The organism is Tsukamurella pulmonis (genome assembly GCF_900103175.1).
GTDB lineage: Bacteria > Actinomycetota > Actinomycetes > Mycobacteriales > Mycobacteriaceae > Tsukamurella > Tsukamurella pulmonis.
The window spans coordinates 228,981-244,677 of record NZ_FNLF01000002.1 but is presented as its reverse complement, the minus strand read 5'-3'; the positions used below and the strand labels follow the sequence as shown (position 1 = coordinate 244,677).

Sequence of the window (15,697 nt, the reverse complement as noted above, 5' to 3'; positions counted from 1 at the left end):
CGAAAGCTAGCACAGATGAGAGAACAGTCTCTAACATATCGACCAGATCGCTTGTTCCGAACCTGGAGGACCGCCATGTCAGCACCGCCCCGCACCACGACCGATGAGCTGATCTCGACCGAACCGCGCACCGGCGCGGAGGTGGCCCGCTTCCCCATCGCCGACACCGCCGCCGTCGTCGCGGCCGTCGATCGCGCCCGCGAGGCGGCGCGGTGGTGGGGAGACCTGCAGCCCAAGGCCCGACGGAGTTGGCTGCTGCGTTTCCGCGGCGAGATCGCCCGCCGTTCCGAGGAGCTTGCCCGCGTCATCGCCGCCGAGACCGGCAAGCCGCACGACGACGCGCTGCTCGAGGTCATGCTGGCGGTGGTCCACCTGGACTGGGCCGCCAAGAACGCGGAGAAGGTCCTGGGCCGCCGCAAGGTCGGCACCGGGATGATGGGCGCCAACCTGACCGCCACCGTCGAGCACCGGCCGTTCGGCGTGATCGGCGTGATCGGGCCGTGGAACTACCCGGTCTACACCCCGATGGGCTCGATCTCCTACGCCCTCGCCGCGGGCAACGCGATCGTCTTCAAGCCCAGCGAGCTGACCCCGGCCGTCGGCCAGTTCCTCGCCGAGGCGTGGGCGGCCGCCTGCCCTGCGCAGCCCGTGCTCCAGGTGGTGCACGGCCGCGGCGACACGGGCGCCGCGCTGTGCCGCTCCGGCGTCGACAAGCTGGCCTTCACCGGCTCGGCCCGCACGGCGCGCATCGTCATGGCCGCGTGCGCCGAGACGCTCACGCCCGTCACCATCGAGGGCGGCGGCAAGGACGCGATGATCGTCGACTCCGACGCGGACGTCGACGCCGCGGTCAAGGCCGCGGCCTTCGGCGCCTACGGCAACGGCGGGCAGACCTGCGCCGGAGTCGAGCGCGTGTACGTCGTCGCGGACCGGTACGACGAGTTCGTCGACAAGCTGGCCGCCGCGTCGCGCGCGATCCACGGCGGCGAGAACGACGGCGCCGATTACGGTCCCGCGACCATGCCCGCGCAGCTGCGGATCATCGCCTCGCACATCGACGACGCACTGCACCGAGGCGGCCGCGCCCTCGTCGGCGGCCCGGAGTCGGTCGGCGAGCGCACCGTCCAGCCCGTACTCCTCGTGGACGTGCCGGACGACTCGACCGCGGTCACCGAGGAGACCTTCGGCCCCACCGTCGTGGTCACCCGTGTCAAGGACGTGGACGAGGCGATCGACAAGGCCAACGACAGCACCTACGGGCTGTCGGCCGCGATCATGACGAAGGACCTCACCCGCGGCCGGGAGCTCGCCCGCCGGCTGCGCACCGGCGCCGTCGCCGTGAACTCGTTCCTCTCCTTCGCCTCCGTCCCCGCCCTGCCGTTCGGCGGGATCGGCGACTCCGGCTTCGGCCGGATCCACGGCGCCGACGGGCTCCGCGAATTCAGCCGCCCCCAGTCGGTGGCCGCGCAGAAGTTCGCGCTGCCGATGGACCTGCTCTCGTTCACCCGCACGCAGCGCGACATGAACTCGGTCCGGATGATGCTCAAGCACCTCTACGGCCGTTGATCCCGTCCGAAACCGGGCTGAAACGCGGTCAGGATGCGATATCCGCGGCGTGGGCGCTCCTGAGCCCGGTTTCGGAAACGGATCCGTCGTACCGTCGAGGCGTGAAGGCGCGGGCGGGTCCGACGGCACGGTCGCGAACCAGGGGTGAGCGGCCTGTTCCTCGGTTTCCTGTGGCCGCGGTACCGGGTGATGTGGCCGCTGCTGGTGATCCACGGCGTGTGGAACGCGAACCCGCTGCGGTTCCTCGGCGGAGCGTGACGGCACCGTCGACTGCCCCCACGACCGGGGCCGATAGGGTGGGGCGCATGTCCCGGCCCAGTTTCCGCCCAGATCGGGTGGCGTGGACCGTGCTCGGTCTCACCGCTGCAGCGCTCGTCATCGGCTACCAGATCAAGGCGCAGTGCACCGGCGCACCGTTCGATCAGTTCGGGCGTTCCGAGGACTTCGCCTCGATGCCCGGCCGGATCTGTTACTCCGACATCCAGTTCCTGTGGTCGGGCCGCGACGTCAACAACCACGTCTTCCCGTACCTGACCGGCTGGATCGACGGCGACGGCAGACTGCAGGGCGGCGCCATCGAATACCCCGTGCTCAGCGGGCTGCTGTTCTGGGTCGGTGCGATCGGCGCACACAACGACGCCGAGTTCCTGCTGCACATGGCGCTGTTGCTCGCCCCGTTCGGGCTGCTCACCGGCTGGGTCCTCGCCAAGGTCTCGGGCCGCACGGCGGTGATCTGGGCGGTGACCCCGCCGCTCGCGCTCTACGCCTTCCACAACATGGAGCTACCGGTGGTCGCGGCCGCGACCGTCGGCTTCGGCATCATGGCCTGGGCGGACCGGACCGGCGGCTCGATCCGGATACCGGCGATCGCGACGGCGGCGGTCTTCGCCGTCGGCTTCGACCTGAAGATCTACCCGGGCCTGTTCGTCGCGCCCCTCGTGCTCTACGTGCTCACGCACGGCCGATCCGGGACCGTCGCCCTGCCCGACGGCCCCGGTCGGCGCGCCCGGGTCGACTGGCGCCTGCTCGATTGGGTCGGCGCTGCGGCCACCGCGGCCACCGCGGTGGTGGTGGCCGTCGCCATCAACGTGCCCTTCATGGTGTTCGGCTTCGAGGGCTGGCGCGCCTCGCTGAAGTTCCAGGAGCTGCGCACGGCGGACCTGTCGACGAACTCGATCTGGTACTGGGGCGTGCTCAAGGCGTTCGACGATCCGAAGGACTACGACGCCTTCGTCGCCTCCGCCTCACCGCTGTTGATCGTGCTCTCGATCGCCGCGCTCCTGGTCTACGGCTGGATGTCCTACCGGCGCACCGGGGTGTACCCGTGGCTCGGCGTGAGCGGCGCGATCCTCGCCGCGTTCATGCTCTTCCACAAGGTGCACTCACCCCAGTACGTGCTGTGGCTGCTGCCCTTCTTCGTCCTGCTCAAGGTGGACTGGCGGCTGATCGCGGCGTACCTGGTGTGCGATCTGAGCCTCGAGCTGACCGTGTGGAGCTACTTCTCCGAGCACGCGGCGGATCAGCCGATCACCTGGTGGGTTCAGTGGGGCGTCTGGATCGGCGTCTGGGGCCGGGCCGCGCTCCTGGCGGTCTTCGTCTGGTACCTGCCGCGCTGCGCGCTGCGGCTGCGCAGCCAGGAGGAGTCCGGCGCACCGTCGAGCACGCCGCCCGCGGGATCGTCGAGCGGGGGCGAGTACGGACCCGGGAACGTCGAGCGCACCAGGTCCTCGTCGGGCCGGTAGATCTGCCGGATCACCAGCGCGCACAGGCCGATCACAGCGAGGTCGCGCAGCAGCACGGTGGCCGTGAACGCCTGCTCGGGCAGGCCCTTGTTCTGGATGCCGAGGAAGTACATCATCCGCGGTACCCAGACCAGAGCGTCGATCGTCATCCAGGCCACCAGGATCCGGGTGTGCGGGATCGCGAGCACCGCGAGCGGCACCAGCCACAGCGAGTACTGCGGGCTCCACACCTTGTTCACCAACAGGAAGCCCGCCACCAGCAGGAAGGCGAGCTGCGCGACGCGCGGCCGCCGCGGCGCCTTCAGCGCGAGATAGGCGACGCCGGCGATCACCGCGACGAACAGCACCAGGGTGATCATGTTCGCCAGCGACGAGGCGCCGCCGCGCGGTCCCGCACCGCCGAACACCCAGCCGCCGGTGAAGGAGCTGATCACCGCGTAGATCGAGTCCATGTCGACGGGTCGGATCGAGTTGCGGTGGAAGAACTCCCACCAGCCGCGCGGAGAAGCCACCAGGATCGGCAGGTTCACCGCGATCCACGTCGCCACGGCCGGCGCCGCCGCCGTGAACCACGGGCGCAGTCTGCCGGCGCGCAGGCACAGGAACAGCAGCACCACCAACAGGAATGCGGGGTAGAGCTTCGCCGCCGTGCCCAGGCCGAGCACCACGCCCGCCCACGCGTGCCGCTCCCGCGACCACAGCAACATGCCCACCGCCATCGCGGCGACGGCGATCGCGTCGAAGTTCGTGAACGCGTGCACGATCACCAGCGGCGAGGCCGCCATGAGCATCGCGTCCCAGGGGCGGCGCGCCCCGGGCCGCGCGGCCGAGGCGGCACCGCCGGATAAGCGAGTGGTGGCCCACACGGCGATCAGCCAGAACAGGGCGAGCCCCACGGCGGCGACGGTGAAGAACAGCACCACCTCGATGGCCGCGGGCACGCCCCACCGCTCGTGCAGGTCCGCCCAGAGCTTGGCCGTCTTCATGGCGGCGTACTGGTACATCCCGGTGAGCACCGGGTACTCCATGTAGCGCTCCTGGCGGGCGCCCGTGGGATCGGTGTCGAAGAACTGCGTGACGTAGGGCATCAGGCCCTCGTCGAGGCGCTCGGCCCCGTAGAGCGGCACGGTGTCCGAGTAGCACATCGCCGTGTACGGGCGATTGCCCGACCAGTCCAGCACCAGTTGGTCGCCGTCGGAGCGCTGCTGCAGGCAGCCGGCCTTGGTGGTCCAGCCCAGTGCCAGGAACAGCACCGCGACGAGCAGGATCAGCCGCAGCGGCGTGAAGAAGCGCTGGAAGCCGACCAGCGCGTGTGCGCCCACCGGACCGCCGACCGCCGTCGAGAAGTCGCGCGCGACGGCGTCCGTTCGGCTGGGAACGTCCCGGTCCGGCTCGATGACCGTGGCCGGCTCGAACCGTCCGGGACTGACGTGCAGACGCTCGTCGTCCACGTCCTGCTCCCCCCGAGGAACCGTCACGGCACCGGGTTCGTCACCCGCGGCGGTACTGTGCGGCCACCATTACCGGGGACCGTGCCTCCCGTGCCCGGCCGCGGCCGAACGGTGGTCTGACCCGGGACGTTCGGGTTGCCGGGCTGCGTGGTGGTCGGGTCCCAGGGGAAGGTCGGCATCGGCACGCCGGGCAGGCCCGGAACAGTGCGCGTGGCGGAGCCGCTCTCCCCCGCGGAGGCCGACGCGGACGCCGTGCCGGTCGACGAGGTGCGGGTGCGGGTCTCGACGGGCACGCCCGCCTGGCCGCCGATGGCGCCCGGCGTCGGGAAGGACTCGTAGTCGGTGTCCTCCAGCGCGCCGTCCATCGTCTGCTTCCACACGTCCGACGGGACGCCCGAGCCGTAGATGCTGCCGCCCCACGAGTTGGTGATGGGGCCGCCCTTGTCGTTGCCCACCCAGACGGCCGTCGAGATCGACGGGGTGTAGCCGACCATCCAGGCGTCCTTGTTCTGGCCGGTGTCCTGGTACTGCGCGGTACCGGTCTTCGCGGCCGAGGCGCGGCCGCCGGCCAGCCCGTGGCCGTTCGAGTACGCCGCGATCGGCTGCAGGGCGGCGGTCACGTTGTTCGCGACGTCCTTGCTGAAGCGGCGCTGGCCCGGATCGGTCTGGCGATCGAGAAGGGTGCGGCCGTCCGCGGTGGTCACCTTGGTGATCAGGTGCGGGGCGCGGTAGACGCCCTCCGCCGCCAGGGTGGCGTACGCGGAGGCCATGTCGAGCGGGCGGCTCTGGTACTGGCCGAGCACGACGCCGCCCTCGACGCCGCTGCCGTCGGCCTGCTCGAGCGTCTTCTTGATGCCGCCGAAGCTCTCGGCGACGCCCGCCTTGTGCGCCGCGTCGGCGACGTCCTGGGCCTGGTTGTTCAGGTCCATCATGAGCCGGTAGAACACCGTGTTCAGCGACATCTTCATCGCGGTCGCCAGGTTGCAGCTGCCGCAGGACTCGCCCTCGGAGTTGGTGACGGTCACGCCCTGCGCCTTGAACGGCGACGAGGAGTACACGCGGGACAGGGGGATGCCCTGCTCGAGCGCCGCAACCAGTGCGAACACCTTGAACGACGAGCCGGTCTGCAGGCCGGCCTGCACGCGGTCGTAGCCGTTGCCGTCGTCGCCGCCGTAGTAGGCCAGCACGCCGCCGGTCTTCGGGTCGACGGACACCACCGCGGTCCGCAGGTCGTTCGGCTGGTTCTCGGCCATGTTCTTCGCGGCCTTGACCGCCGCGGCCTGCGCCGCCGGGTCGATCGTCGTGGTGACCTTGAGCCCCTGCGTGCTCAGGGTCAGCTCGTCAATGCCGGCGTCCTTGAGCTCGCGCAGCACCTGGGTCTTGATCAGCCCGTTCGGGCCGAGCGAGAGATCGTCGCCGTTGGCACGGCCCTGCGGGATCGTCTTCGGGAACTGCATCTTGGCGCGCTGCGCGGGATCGACGGTCTTCATCTCGACCATGCCGTCGAGCACGTAGTTCCACCGGCCGGTGGCGTCGGCCAGGTGCGTGGTGGGCTCGTAGAGCGACGGTCCGCGGACCAGTCCCGCGAGCAACGCGGCCTGCTCGACCTTGAGGTCCTTGGCGTTGACGTTGAAGTACGCCTTCGACGCCGCCTGGATCCCGTACGCGCCGCGACCGAAGTAGATGGTGTTGAGGTAGGCCGCCATGATGTCGTCCTTGGACCAGGAGTTGGACATCTTGGTGGACATGATCAACTCCTTCCACTTGCGCGTGAGGGAGGACTCGTCGCCGACCAGGGCGTTCTTCACGTACTGCTGCGTGATCGTCGAGCCGCCGCCCGCGTCCTCGCCGTCACCGGCGACGCCGGGCACGCGCTTCCACACGGCGCGGGCGAAGCCCTTGACCGAGAAGCCCGGGTTGGTGGCGAATTCGCGGTCCTCGGCGGCCATGATCGCGTTCTTCATGACGTCGGGGATGTCCTGCGCGGGCAGGATCTCGCGGTTGCCCTCGTCCGGCACGACGCGCGCGACGGGCGTCTGGCCGTCCTTCATCACGATGTTCGCCACCTGCGTGGTGGGGATCTCGCCGGGCAGCGGCACGTCGGTGCGCCAGTAGCCCACGAGGAAGGCGAGCAGCGCCACCACCATGATCAGCGCGACACCGGCCACGCCGCCGGTCACGACACGTCGGAGGAGTGAACCGCTCACGATTTCTCGGAGGCCCTTCTTGTGGGAGTCGTCATGGTCGCCGTCGTCCGGCTCATCGGGCCCGTCGCCGCCCGGTCCGTCACCGCCGGGGCCGTCGCCACCGGGACCGTCACCGCCCGGCCCGTCACCACCGGGACCGTCGCCGCCGGCGGCCGGGGCCGCGGGACTCTTGCGGATCACCACGGGCTCCTCGGCGGGCGTCTCGGGCTTCTCGCCCGGCGCGCCGGCGCCGCGGTCGGCCTCGGCGGCCAGTTCGTCGTTGTCGACGGGACGCCCGGAGAGCGGCTGGTACGCGGTGCGGGGAGCGCCCGGGTCCGCCGGCCGCCCCGCACCGGGTGCCGGCGGCGTGGCGCCCTGGCTCGGGGCGCCCTGGCTCGGGGCGCCCTGGTTCGGGGCGTCCGCGCCGCTGGGCGGGACCAGCGGGAACTGGGTCGTCTCGGCGGCCTGCGGCGTCGATGGACGCGGCGGCACCGGTGGGGTGGGGCCTCCGGGCCGCGACGGCCCTCCGGCCGCCCCGTTCCGCTCGTCCTTGCCACCCGGGTTCGTCACCGCTGGTTCTCCGCTCGTCTCTTCGTCGTCTCGTACGTTCCGTGCCGGTCGCTGCCGCTCAGCCGGGAGCGGCGCGACGCTTGCGTCGTGGTCGCGGGGGCAGACCCGCCACGTACGACTGCACCAGATGATTCCAGTTGCAGGATCGGCAGACCTCCACGACATGCACGGAGAACTCCACGCGAGTGGATTCCAACTCGCTGAGCTCCGCGTCCGTCCTGGCCGAACCCGATGCCGGGCCGAGCGAATCGCCGAACACCCACGACACGAGTGTCAGCTGCTCCTTCCGGCAGATCGGGCAGAGCACCTCGGACGGACGGCCGTGGAACTTGGCCGCACGCAGGAGGTACGGGTCGGCATCGCACACCGACTTCACCGCGGTGCGCCCGGCGTTGACCGACGCGAGCAGCGATCGCCGCTGCAGCGCGTAGTCCACCGTTTGCCTCTGCGTCCGCACGGATCCAATGTACGTGGCCGGGCCCGGCAACGCCGCGACAAGGGCGTTCCGCCTCGGACGAGGGCGTGCGGCGGGACGCTCGCGCCGCCTGGCGTTCATCGGCGGTTCACCCCTGGGGTATCGTCCTATATATCGGCTCGATACAACTGTCGATCGATTGATGAGATAGATCCACTCGCGTCAGCCACCCGGCTCGGCGCCGTGCCCGGAGGGAGGCGGCAGTGCTCGAACTCGCAGTACTCGGGTTGCTGCACGAGTCCCCCATGCACGGCTACGAGATCCGCAAGCGGCTGACGGAACTGCTGGGTCCGTTCCGCGCGTTCTCCTACGGATCGCTGTACCCCGCTCTGCGCCGCGCGCAGGACGCCGGCTACATCGCCGAAGAAGAAGCGCCCGGCCCCACTGCGACCGCTCGGAAACGTCGCGCGCGCCGTGTCTACGGCCTGACCCCGGCCGGCAAGGAGCGGTTCTCCGCCCTCGTCGCCGACACCGGGCCGCAGAACTTCACGGACGACGGGTTCGGAGTGCATCTCGCGTTCTTCACCGCCACTCCGACCCAGGCCCGACTGCGCATCCTCGAGGGGCGCCGTCGGCAGGTGGAGGAGCGGCGGGAGGAGCTCCGGCGGGCCCTCGCGGCCGGCGGGATCAGCGAGACGTACACGCGGCAGTTGCATGAGCTGGGACTGGAAACGACGGAGCGCGAGGTGCGGTGGCTCAACGAGTTGATCGCCGCCGAGTCCCGCTCCGACCAACAAGATCGGCCCGCGCGCTCCGCTACCGGCGCCGAATCACTGACACCGACTGAAGGGAAGAACGGTGACTGACAACAAGGTTCGCGTTGCGATCGTCGGCGTGGGCAACTGCGCAAGCTCGCTCGTGCAGGGCGTGCACTACTACAAGGACGTGGCCGACGACGCCACTGTTCCCGGCCTCATGCACGTGAAGTTCGGCCAGTACCACGTGCGCGACGTCGAGTTCGTCGCCGCGTTCGACGTCGACGGCAAGAAGGTCGGCTTCGACCTCTCCGACGCGATCAACGCCTCCGAGAACAACACCATCAAGATCGCCGACGTGCCGCCCACCGGCGTCACCGTGCAGCGCGGCCACACCCTCGACGGCCTGGGCAAGTACTACCGCCTGACCATCGAGGAGGCGCCGGGCGAGGGTGTCGACGTCGTGCAGGCGCTCAAGGACGCCGAGGTCGACGTGCTGGTCTCGTACCTGCCCGTGGGCTCCGAGGAGGCCGACAAGTTCTACGCGCAGTGCGCCATCGACGCGGGCGTGGCCTTCGTCAACGCGCTGCCCGTCTTCATCGCCTCCGACCCGGAGTGGGCCGCGAAGTTCCGCGACGCGGGCGTCCCGATCGTCGGCGACGACATCAAGAGCCAGGTCGGCGCCACCATCACCCACCGCGTGATGGCGAAGCTGTTCGAGGACCGCGGCGTGGTGCTCGACCGCACCTACCAGCTCAACGTCGGCGGCAACATGGACTTCAAGAACATGCTCGAGCGCGACCGCCTCGAGTCGAAGAAGGTCTCCAAGACGCAGGCCGTCACGAGCAACCTCAACGGCCCGCTGTCCGGCAAGATCCACGACAAGAACGTGCACATCGGCCCGTCGGACTACGTCGAGTGGCTCGACGACCGCAAGTGGGCGTACGTGCGCCTCGAGGGTCGCGCCTTCGGCGACGTCCCGCTGAACCTCGAGTACAAGCTCGAGGTCTGGGACTCGCCCAACTCGGCCGGCATCATCATCGACGCCGTGCGCGCCGCGAAGATCGCCAAGGACCGCGGCATCGGCGGCCCCGTGATCCCCGCCTCGGCGTACCTGATGAAGTCCCCGCCCGAGCAGATCGCCGACGACGTCGCGCGTGCGCAGCTCGAGGAGTTCATCATCGGCGCGGACTAGTCCGCCGCCCGGCCGGGCTCGCCCGGCCCCCGTCGCAGGGCCCGTCACCGATCCGGTGGCGGGCCCTGCGCCGTGTTCGCCGCCGTTGCGCCGTGGGCGAAAAGTCCGGATCGCACAGGTTCTCATCAGCCGCGCGGAGCCCGCCATGGGTACCGTCGGGTCATGGATCCCGTCCTACTCGTCATCGCCGTCGTCGCCATCGCGCTCGTCGTGGTGCTCGTGGTCCGGGGCAACCGCAACCGGTCCACCGCGCTCGCCGACGCCCAGGCCGACGCCCGCGCCGCCATCGACCGGCTGGCCGGCCAGGTGAACAACCTCGTCGGCTCGAACGACGCGGCCCGCCAGGCCCTGGCCGATGCGGGCGAGCGGTACACCGCCGCCGGGGCCCAGGTCGGCGGCGCCAACACCCCTGCGCAGGCCCGGCTCGCCAAGCAGACCGCGCTCGAGGGCCTCTACTACGCGCGGGCCGCCCGCGTCGCGATGGACCTCGACCCCGGCCCGCCCATCCCCGAGCTCGACGGGCAGCGCACCGCCGGCTCCGTCACCGAGGAGCGGTCGGTCGACGTCGACGGTCGCCCGCTCACCGCGTCCCCGTCGCCCTCGGACCGGACCCCGAACTACTACCCCGGCGGCGTCGTGGCCGGCCGGCCCGTGCCCGCCGGCTGGTACAGCGAACCCTGGTGGAAGCCCGCGCTCGTCGCCGGCGCGTGGGGCATGGGCAGCTACCTGATCTTCAGCTCACTGTTCGCCGGGATGGCCGGGGTCGGCCCCGCCGTCCTCGCCGATCCGGGGGTCGACGGTGCCGGCGACGCCGGGATCGGCGGCGGCACCGACGGCGGATTCGACGGTGGCGGCTTCGGCGACGGCGGCTTCGGCGACTTCGGCGGCGGGGACTTCGGCGGCTTCTGATCGCTCGCCCCACAGCCGCTGCCGATCGCCGTCAACGCTGCCGGCCACTGGCCGCGTTCACGGGTTTCGGCAGCGTCTGCGCCCCGGTTACTGCTGCTGACCGAGCTGCTGCTGGACCGACGCGCTGATCTCCCGCAGGCCGCCGGCGGAGAGGCCGGGCAGCTGGCCGGTGATGTTGCGGACCACGTGCCGGTCGTCGAGCACCTTCTCACTCGACTGCACCAGCACCGTGCCGGAGCCGGTGAAGTCGAACTGCCGCTCCTCGCCCGAGTTCACGCCGAACGCGCGCCCCGCGGCGGCGACGAAGCTCGTCACCCACGCCTGGTCGTAGTGGTGGCTCGGCGAGGGGCAGTCGGCCCAGCCGACGAGTGCCTCCGGGTCCACGCGCACGGGCGGCTCGACGAACATGACCTGCCCGTTCGACGAGGCCAGGAAGCGGCCGGTGCCGATCAGCGTGACGAAGCCCGGCACGATCGACTGCTGCAGCGACAGGTTCGGCTCGAAGGCCAGCAGGTTCGCCGCGCGGATGGTGAGGTTGCCGTTGTCCTCGAGGTCGTAGGCGTTGATGTCGTTGCCGCGGTCGCCGATGATCAGCTTGCCGTGCCCCTCGGCGACGACGAAGTCGCCCAGGTACAGCGGTGCCGAGAACTGCTGCGCCACCATCTGCAGCAGCTGGCCGTGCAGGCCGTGCTGCAGTGAGGTGAAGGTCATCTGCCCGTAGTGGGCGATCATCGCGCCCTTGGACAGGAACCAGGGCTTGGTCAGGTCGATGCAGTACGCGTACTGATTGCCCGGGACGTTGTCGCCGCCGGAGGGCAGGGTGTGCGGATTCCAGACCGTGTCGAGCTCACTCACAACCGGTGCTCCGATGCTTGGACGTAGACCACACCCTGTCCGGTGCAGTCGAGTTGGAAGGCCTCGCCGCCCGTGCGGCCCATGTTCCGCAGGCTCACCGTGGACCGCAGGTTCGTCTGGACCGGGCCGAGCGCCGCCGCGAAGGCCTGCGGGTCGACGGTGACCGGACGGTTCGGCGCGACCTGGAGGGTGATGAAGCCGCCGTGGCCGAGGATGACCGCGGCGCCGACGCCGCTCAGTTGTGTGGTGAACATGCCCTGGCCGGTGGCCACGCCGCCGGCCGCGGACCGCAGCGCGCCCATCAGGCCGCCCCCGCCGCCGCCCCCGCCGGACGCCGCCGTGGACACGACCGAGGCCTGCAGGCCCTGCGTGTACGCGAGCAGCCGCGAGGCCTCGACGCGCAGATCGCCGCCCTGCGGCATCTCCACGACCTCGACCTCGAGGCCGCGGAAGCCGTAGTGCACGGTGCCGTGCCCCTGCGCCACCATCGTGGCCTCGTGCTCGCCCTGCATCATGCGTCCCGCCATGCCGGCGAGCCCGCCCATCCCGCCGCCGCCCATGCCCGGGATCTGGTGCGGCTGGAAGAAGACCTGCCCGGTGTAGAAGAGCATCGCGCCGCGCCGCGCGATGACGGGGCCCGAGCGCGTGAGGTCGATGGAGACGACCTTGCCGTTGACCTTGGTGAACACCGCGCCTACCTCTCCGCCGGCTGGATGGAGACCACGCCGGAGCCGTCCCAGCGCAGCGAGAAGGCCTCACCGTTGCCCTGGCCCACGACGGTCCGCCAGGACACGTCGGTCACGAAGGACTGCGAGAGCTGCCCCCGCGCGCAGACGAAGGCGTCGGGATCGACGACCAGCGGGTACTGCGGCGAGACCTCGAGGTGGATCAGCGGGCCGCCCAGCGAGAGCAGCGCGACCTGGCCGTGTCCCGTCACCGTCGTGGTGAACAGGCCCTGCCCGGACATGCCGCCACGCACGCCGGCGAAGGTCACGTTGGTCGACAGCTGCGGCGTCAGCGCGAGCAGCTGCTCCGATTCCACTTGCAGCGTCTCCCCGTTGAGCTCCACGACGGTGACGGTGGCCGCGTCCTGCGCGAGGTACACCACCCCCGTCCCGGTGCACTCCATGAGCGAGAGCGTCTCGCCCATGCCGCGCCGCTTCAGCCCGGCGAGCACGCCGTCGCCACCGCCGAAGCCGGCGGACTTGAAGCTGATCTGGCCCTCGTAGGCGATCATCGACCCACTCACGGCCCTGATCGAGCTGTTGTTCAGATGCGCCTCGACGACGCGTTTGGTCTTCGACTTCAGTTGCACGGGCTCCCCTCCCCCTCGTCGCACGCCACTCTAGGGCGTCACTTCCTCCCCGGCGTGAAGTTGAGCCCCCAGTTGTAGGCCTCGGCCACCGCGCGCTGCGAGCCGTGGATGTACTGCACCTCGCGCGTCACGGTGAGCTCCCCGTTCACCACGTGCAGCTGGGCGATGGCGCAGGAGACGGCGCGCCGGTCCGGGTTGTCCAGGTGGACCTCGACCTCGGGCCCGCCGGGCGGGTACAGCGTCACGACGCCGTTCGCCGCCGCCCAGTTCGGGGTGCCCTCGTAGATGTAGGCGAAGATCAGGATCCGCACGAAGTCGTCGAGGTGCGCGAGGTTGATGTGCAGGTTCTCGCCGCCCTGGGACCGGCCGGAGCGGTCGTCGGCGTCGAGCGCGATGAAGGGCGGGCGGTCGATGCTGCCGAAGGCGTTGCCGAGCGCCTGCACGCCGCCGCGGTCGCCGTTGCGCAGCTCGTAGAAGCACGCCAGGTCGAGGTCCACGGCGTTCCCGCCGCCGAAGAGGCCCTTGCGGCCCTGCGTCCAGTTCAGGTTGACCCGCATCGTGCCGGTGGGCCGCTCGGAGGACTTGGTCAGCGAGACGGTCGGCGCGGATTTGGTCAGCGTGATCTTGGAGAGGTTGACGGGCGGCGCGGCCGGCGGCGGCGGGGCCGGCGGGAACGACGGTGCCGGCGGCGCGGCCGGTGCGCCGGCAGGCGGTGCGCCGGCAGGCGGTGCGCCGGCAGGCGGTGCGGCGGCGGGCGGGGGACCGTCGACGGTGACCCCGTGCTCGGTGAGCAGCGAGACCAGGCCCCGGTCCCAGCCCGCGCTGACGTTGCGCACCTTCCACGCCCCGCCCCGCCGGTACACCTCGGCGAGCACGGCGGCGCGCTCGGTGGTCAGGCCGGCGGCGGGACAGTCGTCGGTGCCGATCCGGGCGCCGAGCCCGGGGATCGCCGCGAGCGAGCCGGGAACCGCGTCGTCGAGGGCCACCGCCAGCCGGATCGTGCTGATCGCCGCCGGGACGCCGGCGAGATCCAGGGAGAGCGCACCCGGCCCGGTGAGCCGCACCGCGCCCTCGGGCGAGGCCGGGCTGTTGAAGAAGACCAGGTCGGCATCGGAGCGCACCCGGCCGTCGTCGGTGACCTGCAGCGCGAACAGGTCGACCGAGCCCGGGACGACGCCGGCGATCGAGACGGCGAGGGAGGTCTGGGACAGGGCCGCGTTCTGGCCGCGTGCGAGTGACGTCACAGCGTGGTTGTTGCAAGAATCCGGCGTTTCGGCGCGGAACCGACACCGGAGTGACACGTCGTTCCGCCCGCGTTCGCCGCCCGCGAACCCGGCGCCCGACGGTCGCGATCGCGTACTGTGAATTTCGCGACCACGTCAGCGGGCGCCGGTGCGCCGTCGCCCAGATCCTCGGGAGGAATCACATGGGAGTCAGCCTCAGCAAGGGCGGCAACGTCTCGCTCACCAAGGAGGCCCCCGGCCTGACGGCGGTCGCCGTCGGCCTCGGCTGGGACGCCCGCAGCACGACCGGCGTCGACTTCGACCTCGATGCCAGCGCGCTCGCGGTGGACACCGCCAAGCGGGTGCTCGACGACCAGCACTTCGTCTTCTACAACAACCTGCGCTCGCCGGACGGCTCGATCGAGCACACGGGTGACAACCTGACCGGTGAGGGCGACGGCGACGACGAGGTCATCAACGTCAACCTGGCCGGCGTCCCCCCGCAGATCGACGCGGTGGTCTTCCCCGTCTCGATCCACGAGGCCGACAACCGCGGCCAGTCCTTCGGCCAGGTCCGCAACGCGTACATCCGCGTGGTCAACCAGGCCAACGGCCAGGAGATCGCCCGCTACGACCTGTCCGAGGACGCCTCCACCGAGACCGCCATGGTCTTCGGCGAGCTCTACCGGCACGGCACCGAGTGGAAGTTCCGCGCCATCGGCCAGGGCTACGCCTCCGGCCTCGCGGGAATCGCCCGCGACTTCGGGGTGAACATCTGACTCCGCTCACTCCGACGACCCGATTGATATCCGAAACGTCGGTATAGTTGTCAATCACACGCGGGGGCGGTCGGCGTCATCGCTCTACCAGGAGGAACAAGGAATGGGTGTCAGTCTCGTCAAGGGCGGCAACGTCTCGCTCACCAAGGAGGCCCCCGGCCTCACCGCGGTCTCCGTCGGCCTCGGCTGGGACCTGCGCACCACCACGGGTACCGACTTCGACCTCGATGCCAGCGCCATCGGCATCGACGCGAACAAGAAGGTCGCCACGCCCGAGAACTTCGTGTTCTTCAATAACCTGCGCACGCCGGACGGCTCCATCGAGCACCTCGGCGACAACCTGACGGGCGAGGGCGACGGGGACGACGAGGTCATCAAGGTCAACCTCGCGGCCATCCCGCCGAACGTCGAGGGCGTGGTCTTCCCCGTCTCGATCTACGACGCCGACAACCGCGGCCAGTCCTTCGGCCAGGTCCGCAACGCCTTCATCCGCGTGGTGAACCAGGCCAACGGCCAGGAGATCGCCCGCTACGACCTGTCCGAGGACGCCTCCACCGAGACCGCCATGGTCTTCGGCGAGCTCTACCGCAACGGTGCCGAGTGGAAGTTCCGCGCCGTCGGCCAGGGCTACGCCTCCGGCCTGGCGGGGATCGCTCGCGACTACGGCGTCAACGTCTAGTACCGCTCCCCTCGAGCAGAGCGCGTAGACCCGGCGAGCGGATCCCGCACGCCGGGT

At 70.7% G+C, this 15,697-nt stretch carries 13 protein-coding genes and 1 pseudogene; 7 read left to right on the top strand and 7 right to left on the bottom strand.

The window, feature by feature from the left end:
• The first annotated feature begins 75 nt into the window (after positions 1-75).
• Together BLQ62_RS01465 and BLQ62_RS24430 are read left to right on the top strand one after the other, a co-directional pair.
• Positions 76-1,566 carry an aldehyde dehydrogenase family protein gene (locus tag BLQ62_RS01465; RefSeq protein WP_068563549.1) on the top strand — a complete coding sequence of 497 codons (1,491 nt, stop codon included), beginning with the start codon at positions 76-78 and terminating at the stop codon, positions 1,564-1,566.
• Positions 1,567-1,871: 305 nt separating this feature from the next.
• A pseudogene (locus tag BLQ62_RS24430) lies at positions 1,872-2,957 on the top strand (hypothetical protein); the annotation flags it as partial.
• A 149-nt stretch (positions 2,958-3,106) separates the two neighbouring features.
• On the opposite strand, the gene BLQ62_RS01455 reads toward BLQ62_RS24430, so the two are convergent.
• The 3 genes from BLQ62_RS01455 to BLQ62_RS01445 are packed head-to-tail and all read right to left on the bottom strand — an operon-like array spanning position 3,107 to position 7,972.
• Complete coding sequence (locus tag BLQ62_RS01455; protein WP_068563597.1) at positions 3,107-4,744, bottom strand: glycosyltransferase family 87 protein; 1,638 nt, start codon at positions 4,742-4,744, stop codon at positions 3,107-3,109.
• Positions 4,745-4,782: 38 nt separating this feature from the next.
• Positions 4,783-7,515 carry a transglycosylase domain-containing protein gene (locus BLQ62_RS01450; RefSeq protein ID WP_068563547.1) on the bottom strand — a complete coding sequence of 911 codons (2,733 nt, stop codon included), beginning with the start codon at positions 7,513-7,515 and terminating at the stop codon, positions 4,783-4,785.
• A gap of 58 nt (positions 7,516-7,573) precedes the next feature.
• Positions 7,574-7,972: a DUF5318 domain-containing protein gene (locus BLQ62_RS01445; RefSeq protein WP_082756126.1), complete on the bottom strand. Its 399-nt coding sequence runs from the start codon at positions 7,970-7,972 to the stop codon at positions 7,574-7,576.
• Positions 7,973-8,193: 221 nt separating this feature from the next.
• Here BLQ62_RS01445 and BLQ62_RS01440 point away from each other — a divergent pair, with 221 nt between their 5' ends.
• From BLQ62_RS01440 to BLQ62_RS01430, 3 genes are all read left to right on the top strand, one after another.
• Entirely contained in the window at positions 8,194-8,796 is a 603-nt protein-coding gene (locus tag BLQ62_RS01440) for a PadR family transcriptional regulator (RefSeq protein ID WP_068537330.1), read from the top strand.
• The gene (locus BLQ62_RS01435; protein WP_068537332.1) at positions 8,789-9,880 is read left to right on the top strand and encodes an inositol-3-phosphate synthase; all 1,092 of its coding nucleotides are present in this window, start codon (positions 8,789-8,791) and stop codon (positions 9,878-9,880) included. Before BLQ62_RS01440 ends, BLQ62_RS01435 begins: the two co-directional genes overlap by 8 nt.
• 162 nt (positions 9,881-10,042) lie before the next feature.
• On the top strand, positions 10,043-10,789 hold the full coding sequence (locus BLQ62_RS01430; RefSeq protein ID WP_068563544.1) for a hypothetical protein: 747 nt from the start codon (positions 10,043-10,045) through the stop codon (positions 10,787-10,789).
• An 87-nt stretch (positions 10,790-10,876) separates the two neighbouring features.
• On the opposite strand, the gene BLQ62_RS01425 is transcribed toward BLQ62_RS01430, so the two are convergent.
• Genes BLQ62_RS01425 through BLQ62_RS01410 form a run of 4 tightly spaced genes read right to left on the bottom strand, consistent with a single transcriptional unit; the run spans position 10,877 to position 14,203 of the window.
• Positions 10,877-11,644 (bottom strand): AIM24 family protein, encoded by a 768-nt coding sequence (locus BLQ62_RS01425; RefSeq protein WP_068563542.1) that lies wholly within the window; start codon positions 11,642-11,644, stop codon positions 10,877-10,879.
• Positions 11,641-12,333 (bottom strand): AIM24 family protein, encoded by a 693-nt coding sequence (locus BLQ62_RS01420; protein WP_068563541.1) that lies wholly within the window; start codon positions 12,331-12,333, stop codon positions 11,641-11,643. Before BLQ62_RS01420 ends, BLQ62_RS01425 begins: the two co-directional genes overlap by 4 nt.
• A 5-nt stretch (positions 12,334-12,338) precedes the next feature.
• Entirely contained in the window at positions 12,339-12,959 is a 621-nt protein-coding gene (locus BLQ62_RS01415) for an AIM24 family protein (RefSeq protein WP_068537338.1), read from the bottom strand.
• Positions 12,960-12,997: 38 nt separating this feature from the next.
• Positions 12,998-14,203, bottom strand: a complete 1,206-nt coding sequence (locus BLQ62_RS01410) for a TerD family protein (RefSeq protein WP_082756125.1) — start codon at positions 14,201-14,203, stop codon at positions 12,998-13,000.
• Between the two features lie 182 nt (positions 14,204-14,385).
• On the opposite strand from BLQ62_RS01410, the gene BLQ62_RS01405 reads away from it, so the two are divergent.
• Both BLQ62_RS01405 and BLQ62_RS01400 read left to right on the top strand, forming a co-directional pair.
• Positions 14,386-14,961 (top strand): TerD family protein, encoded by a 576-nt coding sequence (locus BLQ62_RS01405; protein ID WP_068526211.1) that lies wholly within the window; start codon positions 14,386-14,388, stop codon positions 14,959-14,961.
• Between the two features lie 103 nt (positions 14,962-15,064).
• Positions 15,065-15,640, top strand: a complete 576-nt coding sequence (locus BLQ62_RS01400; RefSeq protein ID WP_068537342.1) for a TerD family protein — start codon at positions 15,065-15,067, stop codon at positions 15,638-15,640.
• Positions 15,641-15,697: the final 57 nt, after the last annotated feature.